10 protein-coding genes and 1 pseudogene are annotated in these 17,585 nt (G+C 73.3%); 5 read left to right on the top strand and 6 right to left on the bottom strand.

Features of this window, described 5'->3' with window-relative positions:
* Positions 1-55 precede the first annotated feature (55 nt).
* A complete protein-coding gene (locus F5972_RS29895) occupies positions 56-877 on the bottom strand; it encodes a hypothetical protein (protein WP_150938245.1) in 822 nt (273 codons plus the stop codon).
* 263 nt (positions 878-1,140) lie between these two features.
* On the opposite strand from F5972_RS29895, the gene F5972_RS29890 reads away from it, so the two are divergent.
* Positions 1,141-3,984 carry a helix-turn-helix transcriptional regulator gene (locus F5972_RS29890; RefSeq protein WP_150938243.1) on the top strand — a complete coding sequence of 948 codons (2,844 nt, stop codon included), beginning with the start codon at positions 1,141-1,143 and terminating at the stop codon, positions 3,982-3,984.
* Between the two features lie 1,326 nt (positions 3,985-5,310).
* Here the strand turns inward: F5972_RS29890 and F5972_RS38465 are convergent.
* Positions 5,311-5,475: pseudogene (locus tag F5972_RS38465) on the bottom strand (GntR family transcriptional regulator); the annotation flags it as partial.
* Between the two features lie 334 nt (positions 5,476-5,809).
* On the opposite strand from F5972_RS38465, the gene F5972_RS29880 reads away from it, so the two are divergent.
* Positions 5,810-8,611, top strand: a complete 2,802-nt coding sequence (locus F5972_RS29880; protein WP_150938240.1) for a helix-turn-helix transcriptional regulator — start codon at positions 5,810-5,812, stop codon at positions 8,609-8,611.
* 25 nt (positions 8,612-8,636) lie between these two features.
* On the opposite strand, the gene F5972_RS29875 is transcribed toward F5972_RS29880, so the two are convergent.
* Together F5972_RS29875 and F5972_RS29870 are read right to left on the bottom strand one after the other, a co-directional pair.
* Entirely contained in the window at positions 8,637-9,650 is a 1,014-nt protein-coding gene (locus F5972_RS29875; protein WP_150938238.1) for an aldo/keto reductase, read from the bottom strand.
* A gap of 36 nt (positions 9,651-9,686) precedes the next feature.
* Positions 9,687-10,337 carry a ScbR family autoregulator-binding transcription factor gene (locus F5972_RS29870; protein ID WP_191910373.1) on the bottom strand — a complete coding sequence of 217 codons (651 nt, stop codon included), beginning with the start codon at positions 10,335-10,337 and terminating at the stop codon, positions 9,687-9,689.
* A gap of 203 nt (positions 10,338-10,540) precedes the next feature.
* Here F5972_RS29870 and F5972_RS29865 point away from each other — a divergent pair, with 203 nt between their 5' ends.
* Entirely contained in the window at positions 10,541-11,590 is a 1,050-nt protein-coding gene (locus tag F5972_RS29865) for a ScbA/BarX family gamma-butyrolactone biosynthesis protein (protein WP_150938234.1), read from the top strand.
* 35 nt (positions 11,591-11,625) lie between these two features.
* Positions 11,626-12,699 (top strand): acyl-CoA dehydrogenase family protein, encoded by a 1,074-nt coding sequence (locus F5972_RS29860; protein ID WP_225312022.1) that lies wholly within the window; start codon positions 11,626-11,628, stop codon positions 12,697-12,699.
* Between the two features lie 16 nt (positions 12,700-12,715).
* On the opposite strand, the gene F5972_RS29855 is transcribed toward F5972_RS29860, so the two are convergent.
* Complete coding sequence (locus F5972_RS29855; RefSeq protein WP_191910372.1) at positions 12,716-13,303, bottom strand: TetR/AcrR family transcriptional regulator; 588 nt, start codon at positions 13,301-13,303, stop codon at positions 12,716-12,718.
* Between the two features lie 65 nt (positions 13,304-13,368).
* Here F5972_RS29855 and F5972_RS29850 point away from each other — a divergent pair, with 65 nt between their 5' ends.
* The gene (locus tag F5972_RS29850; protein ID WP_225312021.1) at positions 13,369-14,031 is read left to right on the top strand and encodes an HAD family hydrolase; all 663 of its coding nucleotides are present in this window, start codon (positions 13,369-13,371) and stop codon (positions 14,029-14,031) included.
* Between the two features lie 46 nt (positions 14,032-14,077).
* On the opposite strand, the gene car is transcribed toward F5972_RS29850, so the two are convergent.
* Positions 14,078-17,575, bottom strand: a complete 3,498-nt coding sequence (gene car / locus F5972_RS29845; RefSeq protein ID WP_150938228.1) for a carboxylic acid reductase — start codon at positions 17,573-17,575, stop codon at positions 14,078-14,080.
* Positions 17,576-17,585 lie beyond the last annotated feature (10 nt).

Raw genomic sequence — 17,585 nt, 5'->3', positions numbered from 1 at the left:
AAGCCCGCCCGTACCACCGTGCCCTCGCCGGTCGGCACCGCGACCGGGCCCGGAATCACACGGGCTTCGGCAGGTACGTCGACAGGCACGCCTCGGCCGCGCTCGTCGGCTTGTAGCAGGCCTTCGCGGTGAGGCCGCCGTCGAGGTTCCAGCGGGAGAAGTAGGCCGCGGTGCTGGTGCAGGTCGACCCGCTCGTGGTCACGTCCCCCACCTTGACGCTGGCCGAGGCGCAGCCGGAACCGGTCGCGGTCTTCTCCAGGGTGTTCAGCGTCGACCGGCCGCCGTCGTCGGAGCCGTAGCCGGTGAGCCGCACGCCGGGACGCACGAGCGAGTACGTGTAGTCCGTCGCCGTGTAGTAGGACCAGCTCGCTCCGGTGCCCGTGGTGCGCACCCCGGCGTCGTTCGCCGAGCTCGGGATGCCGACGAAGAGGGACTTGTCGGCGTTCGTGGTGCCGGAGATGGTCCGGTAGACCAGCACCAGAAAACCATTGTCGAAGATGCCGGATCCGGTGCTGAACGTCTTGTAGGTGCCGTTCCCGCAAGTCGTCTCGTCGATGAGATCGGAACCGTTCGCGCGGATCACCACCCGGGAGCACCGGCCGTCGTTGGCGGTGTCCTCGATCGATCCGTAGAGGTTGCGCGAGCCGTTCTGGTCGCTGCCGAACCCCGTCAGCTTGACTCCCGGCAGCGTCGCGGCGACCTGGAACGCGTCCGACTGGTAGTAGTTCCACGAGGCCGACATGCCGGCTCCGTCGGCGGCCTGGGCCGGTGAGGCGGTGAGCAGCGCGCCGGTCACCACCGCGACCAGCGTCGCGCCGACGGGCGCGAGGCTCCGGGACGTGGAACGGAAACGGGTGGGACGGGAAATCGTCGACATTATGCCCCTTTTGTGTTGCGTGGGTGTTTTCGGACGTCCGATGTGCGCCCTTCGCGTTCCATGTCAGGATCTCTGCATCGGGGTGCCCGTAATGGGCCACGTCGCCACCGCATTCCATGGACCAGTAATCACCGAGTCCGATGATTTGGTGCGCAATAACCACCAATTTTGTTAGGCTGTGAGAAGTGAATCCCGGTCCGTCACCGCGGTGAAACGTCGGCGCCGAACTCGTCGGCACTCCACCGCCCTACCACGAACGCAGGATGGTCCCGAGATCGGCGCACCCGCCCCTACAGGAGCGGGACGAGGGCGTCTCCGTCCTGGTCGACGCGGCGCGTGCCGCCACCCCCGACGCGGGCGGGCGGATATTCGTCGTCGAGGGTCCACCCGGAATCGGCAAGACGCGACTACTGACCGAGGTACGAGAACGGCTGCGCCACGGCGGCCATTCCGTCGCCCGGGCCCTGGGGTCGCCGCTGGAACGCGAGTTCGCCTACGGCGTGACGCGGCAATTGTTCGAGCCGATGCTGACCGCGGCAGCCGAGTTCGGCCGGGGTCCGCTGTTCGCCGGCGCCGCCGCGCAGGCCGCCTCGGTATTCACCGTGGAGGCGATCCGGCCGGTCGGCGACCTCGCGGTGCTGCACGGCCTGTACTGGCTGGTGGTGAACGCGTGTACGGCGGAACCGCTGACCCTCGTCGTCGACGACGTCCAGTACGCCGACCCGCCCTCTCTGCGCCTGCTGGCCTACCTGCTGCCCCGGCTGGACGGCCTGCCGCTGACCATGATGCTGGCGATGACGTCCGGCGCGCCGGTCCCCGACCTGCTGACCGAGATCCTGCGCACGCCCAGCACCGAGTTCGTCCGGCTGCGGCCGCTCGGGCTGCCCGGCACCGCCGCCGTGCTCGCGACGATGTTCGGCACCCGGCCTGACGACGCCTTCGTCGCCGCCTGTCACGACTCCAGCGGCGGCAACCCGCTCCTGCTGACCGAGCTGGCCCGGGGCTGCGTCGAACAGGGCATCACACCCACGACCGGCAACACCGCCCGGCTGGCCACGGTGCTCCTTCCGTCCCGGGTGAGGCCCCACCTGGGGAGCCTGCCGCAGGACGCCGTCGATGTGGCGCATGCCGTCGCCCTTCTGGGCAACGAAGCGGACCTGCCCGCGATCTCGGCCGTCTCCGGCCTCGGCGTCGAGGCCACCGCCGCCGCCGTCGACCGGCTGATCCGGAGTCACGTGCTGGTCCGCGCGCCCGCCGGCCGGTTCGGCTACCCGCACCAGCTGTTGCAACGGTCGGCCTACGAGCACCTGGACACCACCCGCCGCTTACGGGGACACCGGGCGGCGGCGCTGCACCTGGCCGCCACGGGCGCGGAGCCGGAGCGGATCGCCGCACACATCCTGCAGGTGCCCCCGGGCGTGGTGCCGGACGCGGCCGGATACCTGCGGCGCGCCGCGGAGACCGCACTGTTCCGCGGTTCCCCCGACAGCGCGTACACCTATCTGCGGCGGGCGTTGCCCGACGTGACCGGCGACCGGGACCGCCAGGTCCTGGTCGACCAGCTCGCCGACGTCGCGCTGCACAGCGATGTCGAGGCCGCCGCGCGCTACGGGGAGCAGGCCCTGGCGGCGGCCGTCGAGCCCGCCGCCCGGGCTGCGGCCGGTCTACGGCTCGGGGAGGCGTTGCTGTTCGGCGGCGACACGGAGGCGGCCGTACGGGCCTGGCGTGACGCGCGGCAGGCGCTGGACAGGACGTCTGACACGGGGCTGCGCCGCCACCTGGACGCGTACCTGGTCAACGTGACCGTGCTGGAACCCGGTCGGCTGCACCTGCTCGACGAGGTGGGGCAGGCCGCGGGCGACGACGAGCCGCCGAGCGCCGGCGGGCGGGCGCTCGACTGCGTGCTCGCCCTGCGGGCCGCGTTCGAGGCCCGCCCGCAGGCGGCGCAGGCCGCCCGCCGCGGCCTCTCCGACGGGCTGCTGGTGCGCCACGGAACCGGGGACAGCCCTCTCGTGTGCGGCTGGCTGGCGCTCCTGGCCGCTGAGGACGACCTGGCCGGCCCGAGCATCGACCACGCCCGGCGGGAGGCCTACCGCCGTGGCAGCGTCCGGGCGCACGGGCCCGCGCACGCCCTGGCGGCGCTCCACGAACTGTGGCGCGGCAATCTCGCCGAGGCGGAGCGGGAGGCGCGCACGGCGGTGGAGGCCGTCGAGCGTTCCGGCGTACGGCTCGGCCGGCCGTTCGTCGCCCCGTTCCTGGCCGACATCCTGGCCGAGCGCGGCGACCTGGCCGGCGCGCGGTCCGCGCTGGCGTGGGCCGGTCTGCCGGAGGAGCCACCGCCGGCCGGGCCCATGTACTTCTACGCCGACACCCGGGCGCGGCTGCTCCGCCGTACGGTGGGCGGCGAGCGGGCGGTGGCCGCGGCGCTGGACGCCGGTCGCCTCTTCGCCCGCTTCGGCGGCGACAACCCCGCGTTCGTTCCCTGGCGCACCGAGGCGGCCCGCACCCTGCACCGGATGGGTCACGGCGACCAGGCGGCGGAGCTCGCGCTGGCCGAGGTGGCCCTGGCCCGCCGCTGGGGCGCGCCCCGGCCGCTGGGCCGCGCGTTGCGGGTCGCCGGCGTCGTGCTCGGCGCACAGGACGGCTTCCCGTTGCTGGCCGAGGCGGTCGACGTGCTGGCCGGATCGCTCGCCCGGCTGGAGTACGCCAAGGCGCTGGTGGACCTGGCCGCCGCGGCCGACCGGCGGGGCCGGCGCGGCTGGGCGCGCGAACTGCTGGACGACGCCGCCGAGCTGGCGGCCCAGTGCGACTGTCCCCCGTTGCGTGAGCGAGTGGACGCCATGTCGGGGGCGGCCGGGTCCCGGACCGCGCCGGCCGGACCCGGCACCACCGCGCTGACCTCAACAGAGCGCCGGGTCGCCGAGCTGGCCGCCACCGGCCTGTCCAACCGCGAGATCGCCGAAACCCTGTTCGTCACTCCCAAGACCGTCGAGCTGCATCTGACCAACACCTACCGCAAGCTGCACATCGGCGGCCGGGTCGAGCTGGTCCACGCGCTGGACCGCGTTACGGCGGGGGCCGCCAGACCGCCGCGGACCCGCGGATGACCGGGCGGGAGGCCGCGGCGCGCCGGGCACGAGCTCGGTCTTGTCGCCGGCGTGCGGGCGGCGGCCGGACGCGGGCCGTGCCGGACACGGGTGCGTAGGCCCACCGTCGACGCCCCGGCCGGCCCGCACCCGGGTCAGCCCGGCCAGCACCGTGCGGACGGCCTGGAGGCCCTGGTGCAGTTCCTCGTCGGTCAGGTGGCCGAAACCGAGGACGATTCCGTCAGGGGCGTCGGCCGCCCGCACCTGGTACAGGTCCGACAGACGGCCCACGGTCACACCCCGGCCGGCGAGTTCGGTCACCACGGAATCGACGATCTGGCGGGGTAACAGCAGTGCCGCGCTGGCGCCGCGGGGGCCGAGAACCAGGCGGGCGGGCCGCCCGACATGTGCCAGCGCGGCACGCACCTCCTCGCGCCGCCGGGCGTGCAGCCGCGACACGCGCCTGACGTGCCGGGCGACCGCCCGGTCACCGAGCAGGCGGGTGAACGCCGCCTGCGCCGTCCCGCCGAGCCGCCCGTCGTCACCCCCCGCGACCTGCGCGACCACCGGCACCAGTGGGCGCGGCAGCACCAGGTACGCCAGCCCGGGCGGGGCGAGACCGTCACCCAGCGTCCCCGCGAGGATCACTCGCCCGCCCGCCAGGTCGAGCAGCGAAGGAAGCGGTCTGTCGCCCGCCCCGGTCTGCTCGGTGCAGATGTCCACCAGATAGCCGCCCGTCCGCCGGGCCCACTCTGCGAGCATCCGCCGGCGGGCCGGCGACAGCACCGCGCCGAACGGATGGTTGCCCTCGGCGAACACGACGGCGGCGCGCACCCCGTCCATCCCGCCCAGCAGGTCCACCCGGGCGCCCTCCATGTCGGCCGGCAGCGGGTGGGTCGTCCATCCGGCCTGCCGGGCGGCCTGCACGGGATATCCCGGCGCCGGCTGCTCGACGGCCACCGTCGCCGCTCCGGCCTCCCGCTGTCCGATCTGCTGTCCGATCTGCTGCCCGGTCGGCTGCCCGATCAGCCGTCCGATCGCCTCGAACAGGAACCAGCAGGCCTGCCGCAGCCCGACGGCCACCACCACGTCGCGGGCCTCGACATCGAGCCCGCGGGTCCGGTGCAGGTGCTCGGCGACGGCCTCGCGGAGGGCGGCCGACCCCAGTGGAGCCGCCTCGCCGTTCGGCGGCAGATAGCTGGCCTGGCGCCAGGCGGACCGCCATGCGGCCAGCGGGAAGCCGCCGGCCGTGGCGGCGCGGGGAGTGAAGTCCGCCACGACCGGCCGGACGGGCGGCGAAGGGATGCTCCGGCGATGCGGTGACGGCTCGCCCGTGACGTACGTGCCCGAGCGTGGCCGTCCCTCGACGAAGCCACGGGCCAGCAGCAGCTCGTAGGCCGACACCACCACCCCGCGGGACACCCCGAGCAACTGGGCCATCGCCCGAGTGGACGGAAGCCGCGTCCCGGCGGGCAGGAGGCCACCGCGGATCGCCTCGGCCAGTTGCTCCATGAGCTGCTGCGGCAGGTGTCCGCGCGAATTCCGACGGATGTCGAGGTAAGCGGCGAGCCCTTCTGCCGTGACCATGCGCCCTCCTTCTGCTGTCGGACGCCCGCCCCGAGTGGGCGCCACCATCAGAAGATCGGCCAACCGGCGGCACCGGGGCATCGGGATCCCCCCCAATGTCACCCCCTGTCTCCGCCGGTGGCACGTCACCGCAGCTCAGAGGGGCCTGCCGAGCATCGTCGCCGCGGGACGCCGGGCGGATTCGAAACCATTTCTAGGGAAATCCCTGAGGCGGTCCGTACGAGATCGCTCTATCATCCCCGGCTGGCAGACTTGACGGGTGGATCACGAACTGTCCTTGCTGGAGCGCGACGCCGAGGTGGGGCGGATGCGGGGGCTGTTCGCCGCGGCGGCGCGCGGACAGGGCGGCGTGGTGCTGATCGAGGGCCCGGCCGGCATCGGCAAGAGCGCGCTGGCCGGCGCCGCCCGCCGGCTCGCCAGGACGGCCGGCTGCCGGGTGCTCGGCGCCCGCGGCAGCCGGCTGGAGCAGCGGTCCGGCTACGGCGTGCTGCGTCAGCTGTTCGAACCGGTGGTGCTCGGCGCCGACACCGCACAGCGGGTGCGGCTGCTGCGTGGTCCCGCCCATCGGGCGCTTGCGCTGCTCGACTCGCACCTCGACGGGCCCGGGCCCGGTGACCTGGGGGCGTTCCACGTGCTGCACCGGCTGCTGGTGAACCTCGCCAAGGGCGGTCCGGTGGCGCTGGTCGTCGACGACGTGCACTGGGCCGACGACCCTTCGCTGCGCATGTTCCTGCACCTGCTTCCCGGCATGGCCGAGTCGCCGCTGGCGATGGTTCTGGCCGGCCGGGCGTCCGCCGCGCCGGGGCCGTTCTCAGAGCTCGCCGCCGATCCGTCCGTGACGGTGCTGCGGCCGGCTCCGCTGACGCCGGCCGGCACGGCCCGCCTGGTGCGCGCCGTCGGCGGCGAGGCGGCGGACACCCGGCTGTGCGCGGCCTGTCACCGCCTGACCGGCGGCAACCCACTGTTCGTACGGGAGCTGGCGGCAGCCGCCGGTGCCGCCGGCGGCACGGCGGCCGAGGGCGACGAGCAGGCGTTGCGTGCGCTCGGCGGCCCGGCGCTGAGCCAGTGGATGGGCGCCGTGCTCGCGCACCTCACCCCCGAGGCTGCGCGGGTCGCTCAGGTATGCGCCGTACTGGGCGAAGAGGCCGAGCCGCGGCTCGCCGCCGAACTCGCGGGCGGCCCGGAGACACTGGCCCGGGGCCACGACGAACTGGTGGCCGCGGGCGTCCTGCGCGGCGGCGGGCGGCTCGAGTTCGTCCACGACCTGACGCGGCACGCCGTGTACTCCGGCATCGCCGTGGTGGAGCGCAGCCGCCTGCATCGGCGAGCGGCCGAGCTGCTCGCCGCCGGGCAGCCGGCACCGCTGGTCGCCGCCCACCTGCTCGAGACCCTGCCCTCAGGCGACGGCTGGGTGGTGGACACGCTGGTGACCGCCGCCGACCACGCGTCGAGCCGGGGGGCGCCACGGTCCGCGCTGGCGTTCCTGGAGCGGGCCCTGCAGGAGCCGCCCACCCCGGAGGCGACCGCCGGCCTGGTGCGGATGGCCGGCGAGATCGCGTACTGGTTCGACTGGCCGGCCGCGATCGGCTATCTGCGACGCGCGGCCGCGCTCGCCCCGGACGCGGCCGGGCGGGCCGAGATCACCGAGCTGCTCGCCCGTGCGGTGATCATCAACGGCCGCAGCGCTGACGCGATCACCCTCATGGAGAACGCCCTCACCGAGTTGGGCGACGGGCATGCGGAGCTGGAGCACCGGCTGCGGATGCAGATCATCGCGGCGGCGGCGACCGAGCTGGACCTGCGGCACACCGGTGCGCGGCACCTGGCGGTGCTTTCGGCCGCGCCGAGGCTCAGCGACGAGGCGCGGTGCCAGCTCGACGCGTTCACCGCGTTCTGGGCCGCCGCCATCGATCTCGACCGGGACGCGGCCGTCTCCGCCGCGCTGCGGGTGCTGCGGCTGCGCTCTTCCGGCATGGCCGAGCAGGACGCGTCGTCGTCGCTTCCCTATCTGGTCCTGATCGATGCCGACCACGACGACACGCTGCGGCGGCTCGACCGCGACTGGTCCGCGGCGCGAGAAGCGGGCTCGGCGTTCGTGGCCTCGGTGACAGGCCACCTCCGGGCGCACGCGCTGCTGGCGCGCGGTCACCTCACCGAGGCCGAGGCCGGCATCCGGCAGGCGGTACGACTGGTCGGCAGGGTGCCGGTCCCGCTGGCCCCGGTCTACGCCGGAGAGATCCTGGCAGAGGTGCACCTCGCGCAGGGACGGCTGACGGCCGCGGCCGAGGCGCTCGCCGGGGCGTCCGCCGACGTCTCGCTCAACAGAGCCCTGCACTGCCGGCTGGACCTGCTGGCCGCCCGGATGGATCTCGCCCATGGGCGGGCCGAGCAGGCGGTCCGGCGGGCGGAGCAGGTGGGCCGCCGGTTTCTCGCGGACGGCTGGCTGAACCCGGCCCCGCATCCGTGGCGGATGGTGGCCGCACTGGGCAAGCACGCTCTCGGGGCCCGTGACGCGGCCCTGGCGCTGGCCGCCGAGGACCTCGACCTGGCCCGCCGATGGGGCGCCCCACGCACCCTCGGCCGTGCGCTGCGGGTGGCGGCGACGGTGGCCGGAGGCCGGGACGAGCCGGAGTTGCTGGAGGAGGCGGTGCGGGTGCTGCGGACGGGCCCGGCCAGGCTGGAGCTCGCCGCCGCCCTGCATGCCTTCGGCCGCCGCACGTGGCGGCAGCACCCCCAGGCCGGGCGGGCCGCCTTGGCCGAGGCTCTCCGGCTGGCGGAGGAGTGCGGAGCCGCGGAGCTCGCGCGACGAGCGCGGAGCGCACTGACCGAGGCCGGTACGCGGCCGCCGGAACCGCACGCGGCTCGGCTGACCCCCGGAGAGTGGCGGGTGGCCCGGTTGGCGGCCCGAGGCAGGACCAACCGCCAGATCGCCCAGGAGCTGAACGTCACGCCCAAGACGGTCGAGACGCACCTCGGAAACATCTACCGCAAGCTCGGCGTTCGCAACCGCACCGCGATGGCCCGGGCGCTGGCCGCCACCGACCTCGACCATCCGGACTGAACCGCGCCGCCGGGTGCGCCCGGGGTCACTCGCGGGCGGTGGCGGTGGAGCTCATGTCGGGGTAGCGCGCGCCGGCCACCTTCGCGGCCAGCGGCTCCAGTGCGGCGAGCTCGTCGTCCGACAGGGCCAGCGTCGCGGCCGCGACGTTCTGCCGGAGCCGATCGGGAGAACGCGTGCCGGGAATGGGTAGAACCGTAAGGCCGTGGACCCGGGAACGCTGGTGGACCCAGGCGAGCGCGACCTGCGCGGGAGTGACCTCGCGCCGCGCGGCGATGTCGCGGACGGGTTCGAGGAGCGCGGCGTTCGCGTCGGCGTGGTCGCCGGTGAACCGCGGCATCTTCAACCGGACGTCGCCCGTGCTCAGCCCCTGGGCGCCGGTGAACGCTCCGGTGAGGAAGCCCCGGCCGAGGGGCGAGTAGGCGACGACCGCCACGCCGAGCTCCGCCGCCGCCGGGACCACCGAATCCTCGATGTCGCGGGTGAACAGCGACCATTCGGACTGCAGCGCCGCGATCGGGTGCACGCCGTGCGCCGCGCGCAGTTCGGCCCCGGTCACCTCCGACAGGCCGAGGTGCCGCACCTTGCCCTCGCGCACCAGTTCGGCCATGGCGCCGGCCGTCTCCTCGATGGGGACGGACGTGTCGCGGCGATGCGCGTAATAGAGGTCGATCTCGTCGATGCCGAGGCGCTTCAGGCTCGCGTCGACGCTCTGGCGCACGTACGCCCGGTCGCCGCGGACCTCGCTCCAGGACTTCTCGCCCGGCCTCCGGACGATGCCGAACTTGGTGGCGAGGAAGACCCGGTCGCGGTGCGCGCGGACGAAGGGGCCGAGGAACCTCTCGTTGTCGCCGTCTCCGTACAGATCGGCGGTGTCGAACATGGTGACGCCCAGGTCGAGGGCGATCCGCAGGGTCTCCCGGGCCTCGTCCGGCGCCGTCGGCCCGTAGAACTCGCTGAAGCCCATGCAGCCGAGGCCCTGCGCGCCGACCGGCGGGCCGCCGGCGCCGAGGGGAACTGCCGGGAGGATCGAAGCAGACATGCGAAGGTCTCCTTTGGTGTGCTCCCGGCGGCTGTCCTACTCCGGGGAGGCGGCGATGGAGGCGAAGAGCAGGCCGCTCATCTCCGCCCAGCGGCGGGGCAGGTCGGCGCGCTGGTTGAGGACGTCGCAGACGTGCTGCAGGCCGAAGAACGCCGACACGAGCATGTACGCGGCGGACTCGGGGTCCATGCCGTCGCGGAGCTGGCCGGCGCCGCTCGCCTTCGCCAGCAACGTCGAGATCGTGGCGATCCACTCGACGTACGGCTCGGGCAGGGTCGTGTCGGACAGCGAACGCTCGGCCTGGATCCTGGCTCCGGCCTTGACGATGTCGTCCTCGAAGAACTTGTTGGCGGCGTTGTTCAGCAACGCCTGGACGGTCTCCATCGGCGGCAGGCCCATGGCCTGTGCCTCGTCCAGGCGCACGCGCCACCGGTTGTACAGCTCGCGCACGATCTCGGCGGCGATGTCCTTCTTGTCGCGGAAGTGGAAGTACACCGCGCCCTTGGTCATGCCGACCTGCTTGGCGATGTGGTCGATGGAGGTGTGCGGATATCCACGGTCGGCGAACAGCTCGGCCGCCGAGGCGAGCACCTGGGCCCGGGTCTGCGCGGCCCGTGCTTGCTGCGGCGCGTTGCGGGGCTGCCCCCGCTGCGCGATCGTGGTTCTGGGAGTGGCGATCTTACTCACACGCATGATCCGTTCTGTCCGGGTCCGATTCAGCGTACCGCCTTCCCGGTATGTTTCGCCTCTGTTCACTGATCCCCTCGTCGGCTCGCGAGTCAATCGTCCAAGCCGTTCCAAAATATACCTTCGCGGACGTATATTTCTCTCGTGTGACCTAGGACACCCTCGTACGCGATCGCGCAAGTCCTGTTCAGAAGGGATTAGAGATGAGTGCTCAACTCTCGGCGGAAGACGTCACCCTGCCGGCTCCCCGGCAGTCGTCGTCCCCGTTCGGCTGGGGCTGGGATGCGATGCCAGAACCCGCCCGCGGCGCGCGGTTACCCGGCCCGCGCTTCGTGTCCCGCGAGCTGGTCCACAAGTCCGCGGCCGAGCGCGTGCTGCTCACCGACGGGGTCCGGCAGACGCCGGACAGTTTCATCATCGCGGCCATGCTGCCGCGCGACCACTGCCTCTACCAGCAGGACGACTCCGGCTGGACCGACCCGATGCTGCCGACGGAGGCGCTCCGGCAGGCCGGCTACTACATCCAGCACCGCTTCTACGGGGTGCCCGAGACGCACAAGTTCATCCTCGGCGGGGTCACGCTCGGCATCGACGGTACCGCACCACCCTCCCCAGCGCCGTGGCTCCCGGTCAACCTGCGGGTCATCTGCACTCCCACCGCCAAGTGGACCAGCCGCCGGCTGTGCATGCGGCTGGAGGTCGAGGTCAGCGTGGCCGGGGTGGTCTGCGGGCACGGCAGCCTCCTTTCGCAGGCGGTGGACCCGCGTGTGTACCAGGCGATCCGCGGCCGGAAGGCGGCGTCCGCGCCGCACGAGTCCGTGCCCTTCTTCGGTTGCCCCCTCTCCCCCGGCGAGGTCGGCCGCCGCCGCAAGGAGGACGTGCTGCTGGCCGACGACGGGAACGCCGACGGGTGGCTGCTACGACTCGACGACAGCAACACCGAGATGGTCGACCACCACGTGGACCACGTGCCGGGCATGGTGGTGCTGGAGGCCTTCCGGCAGGCCGCGCTCGCCGCGGCCCGGCCACCCGCCGGTCTCCGGGCCTCGGTCGTCGGCCTGCGGAGCGAGTTCGCGGCGTTCTGCGAGCTCGGCACCCCGGTCCGGATCACCGCCAGCCCGCAGCGCGGGTGTCTCGCCGCGGACCGGATGCTGGTCCACGTGGTCGCCGAGCAGGACGGCGACGAGGTCGCCGCGGGCACCGTGGAGCTCAGGCTGTGCCCCGACGCGAGCGGTGGACAGGACCGCCGATGACACTGACCTCGATATCTCCGGACCACCGTCTGGACGTGACCGGACTCGTGGACTGCGCGGCCCGGCACGCCGCCGAGGTGGACGCCGCGCGCCGGCTCCGCCGGGAGTCGGTGGCCGCGCTGGTGGAGGCGGGCTTCCCCCGGCACTTCGTCCCCAGCCAGTGGGGTGGGGCGGCCGGCGGCTTCGCGCCACTGGTGGAGGCGGCGATCACGGTGGGCGAGAGCTGCCCGGCGACCGCGTGGTGCGCGACCCTTTTCGCCGCGCACGGACGGCTCGCCGCCTACCTGCCCGAGCGGGCGCGGGAGGAGATCTGGGGCCCGGGCCCCGACACCCTGATCGCCGCGTCCGTCATGCCGCCGTCGGGTCAGGCCACCCCCGTGCCGGGCGGCTGGCTGCTCCGGGGCGAGTGGGGCCGGGCCAGCGGGGTGGACTTCGCCGACTGGGTGCTGCTCGCCAGCACGGTGCCGGACGGCGACGTGGAGACGGTGCGGATCTTCGCCGTTCCGGCCGGGGACTACCTGGTCAAGGACACCTGGCGGGCCGACGGCATGCGGGGGACGGGCACCAACACGGTGACGCTGCACGACACGCTCGTCCCCGAGCACCGCACGGTCGCGTTGCCCGAGCTGCTCGGCACCCGGCGCGCCGGCCACGCACGCTGCCACAACGTGCCCTACACGCTGGTCGCGGCGGTGATGTTCGCCGCCCCCCTGGTCGGAGCCGCCCTGGGCGCGGTGGGCGACTGCGGGTCCACCGGAGCCGGGCGCCCGTCGCCGGATCCGGACGTCCTGCGGGCGCTCGCCCGGTCGTCGCCAGAGGCGTACGCCGCCCGTCTGCTGCTCAAGGAGGCCGCCGGCCGGGCCGACCAGGGCCTGGTCGACGCGCGGACGATCGCGCGGAACCGGTGCGACGCGGCGGTCGCCGCGGAGCTCTGCGTCAGCGCCGTCGACCGGCTGTTCACCGCGTACGGCGGCCAGTACGGCGGGCACGGGCCGGCCGAGGACGATCCGGTGCACCGGCGGTGGCGCGACGTCCACACCGGCGCCGGTCACGGCGCCCTGCGGTTCGCCCCGGCGGCGGACGCGTACGTGAAGGCCTTCCTCGGCTGACGGTGCCGCGACCGGCCTAGTCCGTGTCCGAGCCGCCTTCCCGGGGTCCGGACACGGCCGTCCACAGGTCGTCGAACCGTTGCGCGGCGTCCGCGTCGTCGCGGGGGGCGGGATGCGGGATCTCGAAGAACAGCGATATCAGGAGCCGGGCGACGGTGTCGGGGGGGTGCCTGCCCATCACCCGGCTCTCCGCGTGCGCCCGGGCCACGGCCCGGGCCAGCGACCGGGAGATCCGTTCGACCAGTCCGAGAGCGCGCCGGTCCAGCTGGGGGGCCTCCACGGCGAGCCGCAACGCGGACCTGGCGAGCGGGTCCCGGCGCAGGTGACGGGTGAGATCGAGCATGGTCTCCCGCAGTGCCAGCAGCGCCGCCGCGTCCTCGGCGCGCCGTTCCGCGCGGGCGACCAGCTCGTCTCCGGCCTCCTCGATCAGGGTGGCCGCCAGCTCTTCTTTGGAGGAGAAATGTCCGTACAACGCACCTTTGGTCATGCTGGTGCGTTCCACCACGTTGAGCAGCTTCGTGCCGTCGTAGCCGTGCGCGGCGAATTCCTCCGCCGCCGCGGCGAGCACCAGCGCCCGGGTCTGAACCGCACGGTCCTGAGCCACTCTGCCCTCGCTTGGGTGAATCCTAGGAAAAAACCTTTGCGAAGGTATGTTACTGGGATCTTGCTGTGAAAAGGCCGAGTGCGCCCCTTCGGGTGGCCTTCTTCGACGTGGACGAGACGCTGCTGGCCGGAAAGAGCATGATCGAGTTCCTACGTTACTGGCTGGATCCCGATGACACGGCGTTCCGCGGCGCCCTGGCCGAGCTGGGTGCGGTGGCGGAGCGGGAGGGCAGGGCCGCCGCGAACCGCGCCTACTATCGGCTCTTCGCAGGCGTCCCGAGCGCGGCGCTGGCGGAGGCGGGCGGCCGCTGGTACGCGCGGCATCGCCGGAGGCCCGATGCCTTCGTGAGCTCCACTGTGGCGGCGCTCGCCGGACACCGCGCGGCCGGAGACCTGGTGGTGCTGGTCTCCGGCTCGTGCCGGGCGGTGCTCGATCCGCTGGCCGCGGACGTGGGCGGCGACGAGGTGCTGTGCACGGAACTCGTCGCCGGTGCCGACGGGCGGCTGACCGGCGAGGTGGCGAGATCGATGATCGGCCCGGCCAAGTCCGAGGCCGCGGCGGAGCTGCTCCGGAGTCTCGGAGTCAGCCCCGCCGTCTGCTTCGCGTACGGCGACCACTCCAGCGACCTGGACCTGCTGACGGCCGTCGGCAGCCCGAGGGTCGTCGGCGGCGACCCGGTGCTGGCCTCGTGGGCGGCACGGCACGGCTGGCCCGTGTTGCCCGCCTAGGCTCGTGTTACCCGCATAGAGCCAGTGCCGCCCGCTTGGAACAGGCTCAGACGAGGTTCAGGTGGCGTAGGTCCGACACGTACTTCTCGATCAGCGTCCGGGACAGGTGCGGAACGTCCCGTACGGCTTCCTGGAACCGGTCGGCGGGGAACGCCGACCCGGCCCGGGGCGTCGCCGGCTCCCGCCAGGCGCGCATCAGCGGGAGGAGCGAGTGCTGCCGCTGCTTTTCCGGCAGCTCGCGCAGCGCGGCCTCGAACCGCTCGCACCACTCGTGGTAGTCGTCGACGCGGCGGAGGGCGATCCCGGAGCCGGCCAGCCAGTCGACGACGGTGTCCAGCGAGACGCCGTCGTCGTGCGGGTTGACCACGTTGAACGTCCGATACCCGGCCGCCCCGGAGCCCTCACCGCATCCCAGGGCGGCCACCGAGGCGGCGACGAAGTCGCCGGGCAGGCCGTCGTAGTGGGCCCGGCCCGCGTCGCCGCCTCGGTAGAACGACCCGGGCGCGATACCGGTGGCGATCAGGCTCAGCACCAGGCGGGTGAACGCGTCCGGCACGTTGAGCTGCCCGGTGTAGCGGCTGTGCGCGAGGATCATGCCCGAACGGAACACGGTCACCGGCAGCCCGCACCGGTCGTGCGCCTCCCGGAGCAGCACCTCGCCCGCCCACTTGCTGGTGGCGTAGCCGTTGGCGTGGCTCTCGTCGATCGGCCGGACCGGACTGGCCACGCGGATGTCGGCGTCCTCGGGCACGCCGGTTCCGTACATGCCGGTTCCGTGTGACGCGACGGCCACGGAGGACAGGAAGCCGACCGGCTTCAGCCGGGTGGTCACGGCCAGCCGGACGACCTCGGCCGTGCCGGCGACGTTGGGGCCGAACAGCTGCCGGTAGGGCAGCACGTGGTTCACCAGCGCGGCCGCGTGCACGACGGCGTCCACCGTCGCGGCCAGCCGCTGCCAGGTCTGCTCGGGCAGGCCCAGGTTCGGCGCGCCGACGTCGCCGGCCAGCACCTGCAACGCGCCGTCGCCGGCCAGTTCGGCGAACCGCCGCTTGAGCTCGACGTCTCCGCTGTCCAGCGACTCCTCCAGCCGCGCGCGGGCGGTCGCGTCGTCGGCGCCGCGCACGAGGCAGATCAGTGTGCCGCCGCTGCCGGCCAGCGACCGCAGCAGCTCCAGGCACAGGAAACGGCCGAGATAGCCGTTGGCCCCGGTGAGCAGCACCGTGGCGGGAGCGCCGGCCGGCCGGGGAAGCGCCGTGGCCGCGGTCAGCGTCGCCTCGTCGACGAACCTGTCCAGCGTGAGCTCCCCGGCCCGCGCCTCGGTGGCCCGGTCGCCGTGCACATCGGCGAACGTGGCCCGGCGCGCGGACGGGTCACGCAGCCGCTCGATCTGGCCGGCGATCTCGCCGAGGCTGTTGGCCGGGCCGAGCAGCGTGCCGACCGGGACCTCGGTGCCGAAGATCTCCTTGAGCAGGTTCGAGAGCGACAGCGCGGTCAGCGAGTCTCCCCCCGTGTCGGTGAAGCGCGTCTCCGGGCCCGGCTCGCCGGCGGACGCGCCGAGCAGCGCCCGTACGGCGCGGCCGACCGTCTCCACGACCGGGCGGCCCTCGTCGTGCCGCAGGCCGCGCAGGCCGTCGATCTGCTCCTCGGCCAGCTCGGCGTAACGCCGCTCCAGCCGTTCGCCGTAGTGCTCCTTGAGCCGCGGGCGCAGTTGCTTGGTCGAGTCGGAGAGCAGCCCGTTCTCCTGGCTGAACGGCACCGTCTCGACGAGCAGGTCGCGCGGGATCTCGTACGGCTTGAGGTCGGCGCGCTTCGCGATGCGCTGCAGCGACTCGTGGATCTCCGCCTTCAGCGCCGCCTCGCCGGACGCCCGGCCGAGCGCCTCGGCGGTCGGCACCACCACGGCGAGCAGGTAGGGGCGGGAGCTGTTGCCGTACAGGAAGATCTGCTGCACCAGCGGGCTGGCGACGTAGGCCGCCTCCAGCTTCGACAGCGCCACGAACTCGCCCTGGGAGAGCTTGAGCACGTTCTTGCGCCGGTCGACGTAGTAGAGCCGGTCGGGCTCGACCTCGGCCATGATGTCGCCGGTGCGGTAGTAGCCGTCGTCGTCGAAGGCCTCGGCGGTGACGTCCGGGCGCCGGTAGTAGCCGGGGGTGATCAGCTTGGTCCGGACCAGCAGCTCACCCCGCGGATGCGGCGTGTCGGTGGTGAAGTAGCCGAGTTCGGGCACGTCGACGAGCTTGTAGTCGAGCACGAACGCCCGCTGTACGCGGTGGTCCAGCATGACGAGCCCTGTCTCGGTGGTGCCGTAGCTGTCGAAGAACGGGACGTCCAGGCAGGACTCGACGAAGGCGGCCAGCTCCGGCGCGAGCGGGGCGGAGCCGCAGGGCGTGTGGATGACCCGGCCGCCGAGGACCACGTCGCGGAAGTGCCGCCGCAGCTCCTCGGCGTGCTCGGCGCTCCCCTGGTCCAGCCGGCTCAGATAGCTCTGGTGGAGCAGCTCGCAGACGCGCGGCACCATGGCGAACTCCGTCGGCCGGATCAGCGCGAGATCCTCCAGCAGCGTGGAGAGGTTGCTGTCGGCCACGAAGTACGCGGTGCCGCCCAGCGCGAGCGTCTTGATCACGAGCCGCCTGGCGACGAGATGGCTCTGCGGCAGGAAGTTGGCCGTGATCATCGGATGGTTCTGCTCGGGCGGCCGCCACATCAGGGACACGGTCGACTCCGGGAAGATGACGCCCTTCGGAGTGCCCGTGCTGCCGGAGGTGTAGATCAGTGCGGACAGCACGTCTCGCGTGTCCTCGACCGGCGGCAGATCCGGCGCGGGCGGCAGCGCGCTCCCGCGCTCGACGACGTCGGACAGCAACTCCAGCGAGATCGGCGAGGCGGCCTCGGCCAGTCGCCGGCGCGCGTCCGCCACGCTCTCCCGGTGCTCGGCGAGCTCGGGACAGTGGTCGAACACGATCAGCCGGACGACGGAGGTGTCCCCCTCCAGCGCTTCGAGCACCGTGCCCAGCCGCTCCGCGCTCGTGGCGAAGACGCGTGGGGCGGCCTCGCCGACCAGGTGGCGGATGTGGGCGACCGGGGCGGTGTTGTGCAGCGGCACGGCGACCGCGCCGACCTGACCGCACGCCAGGTCCACGGTCGTGTAGTCGACGCCGGCGAAGCCCAGGATCGCGACGAGGTCGCCGGCGCGCAGCGGGTGCTCCGCGTGGTGGTGCCAGTCGGCGGCGACGGCGCTCAGCCGGGCCCACAGCTCGCCGTACGAGACCGTGTCGAACCTGGGCAGCCGCCGCAGTTCGGTGTGGCCGGCCACGGAGACGAACTCCTTGGCGCGCTCGGCGAGCGCGGGCCGGTCGGCGTATCCCGTCAGGGTCCGCTTGACGATCTCCGGCAGCCGCAGGCCGGGTTCGGCGGTGCTCTCAAGGACCTCGTGCAGCGGCATCCGGTCCGCGAGTTCCGGCGCGGCCCGCAGCATCTCGATGCGCCGGTTGCGATTCTCCTCAAGCCGGGCGCGGGTGGTGTCGGCTCGTGAGTCGTTTCCCATGGTTTTCCCC

The organism is Microbispora cellulosiformans (genome assembly GCF_008728085.1).
Lineage (GTDB): Bacteria > Actinomycetota > Actinomycetes > Streptosporangiales > Streptosporangiaceae > Microbispora > Microbispora amethystogenes.
This window is presented reverse-complemented; position numbering and strand designations above follow the sequence as displayed.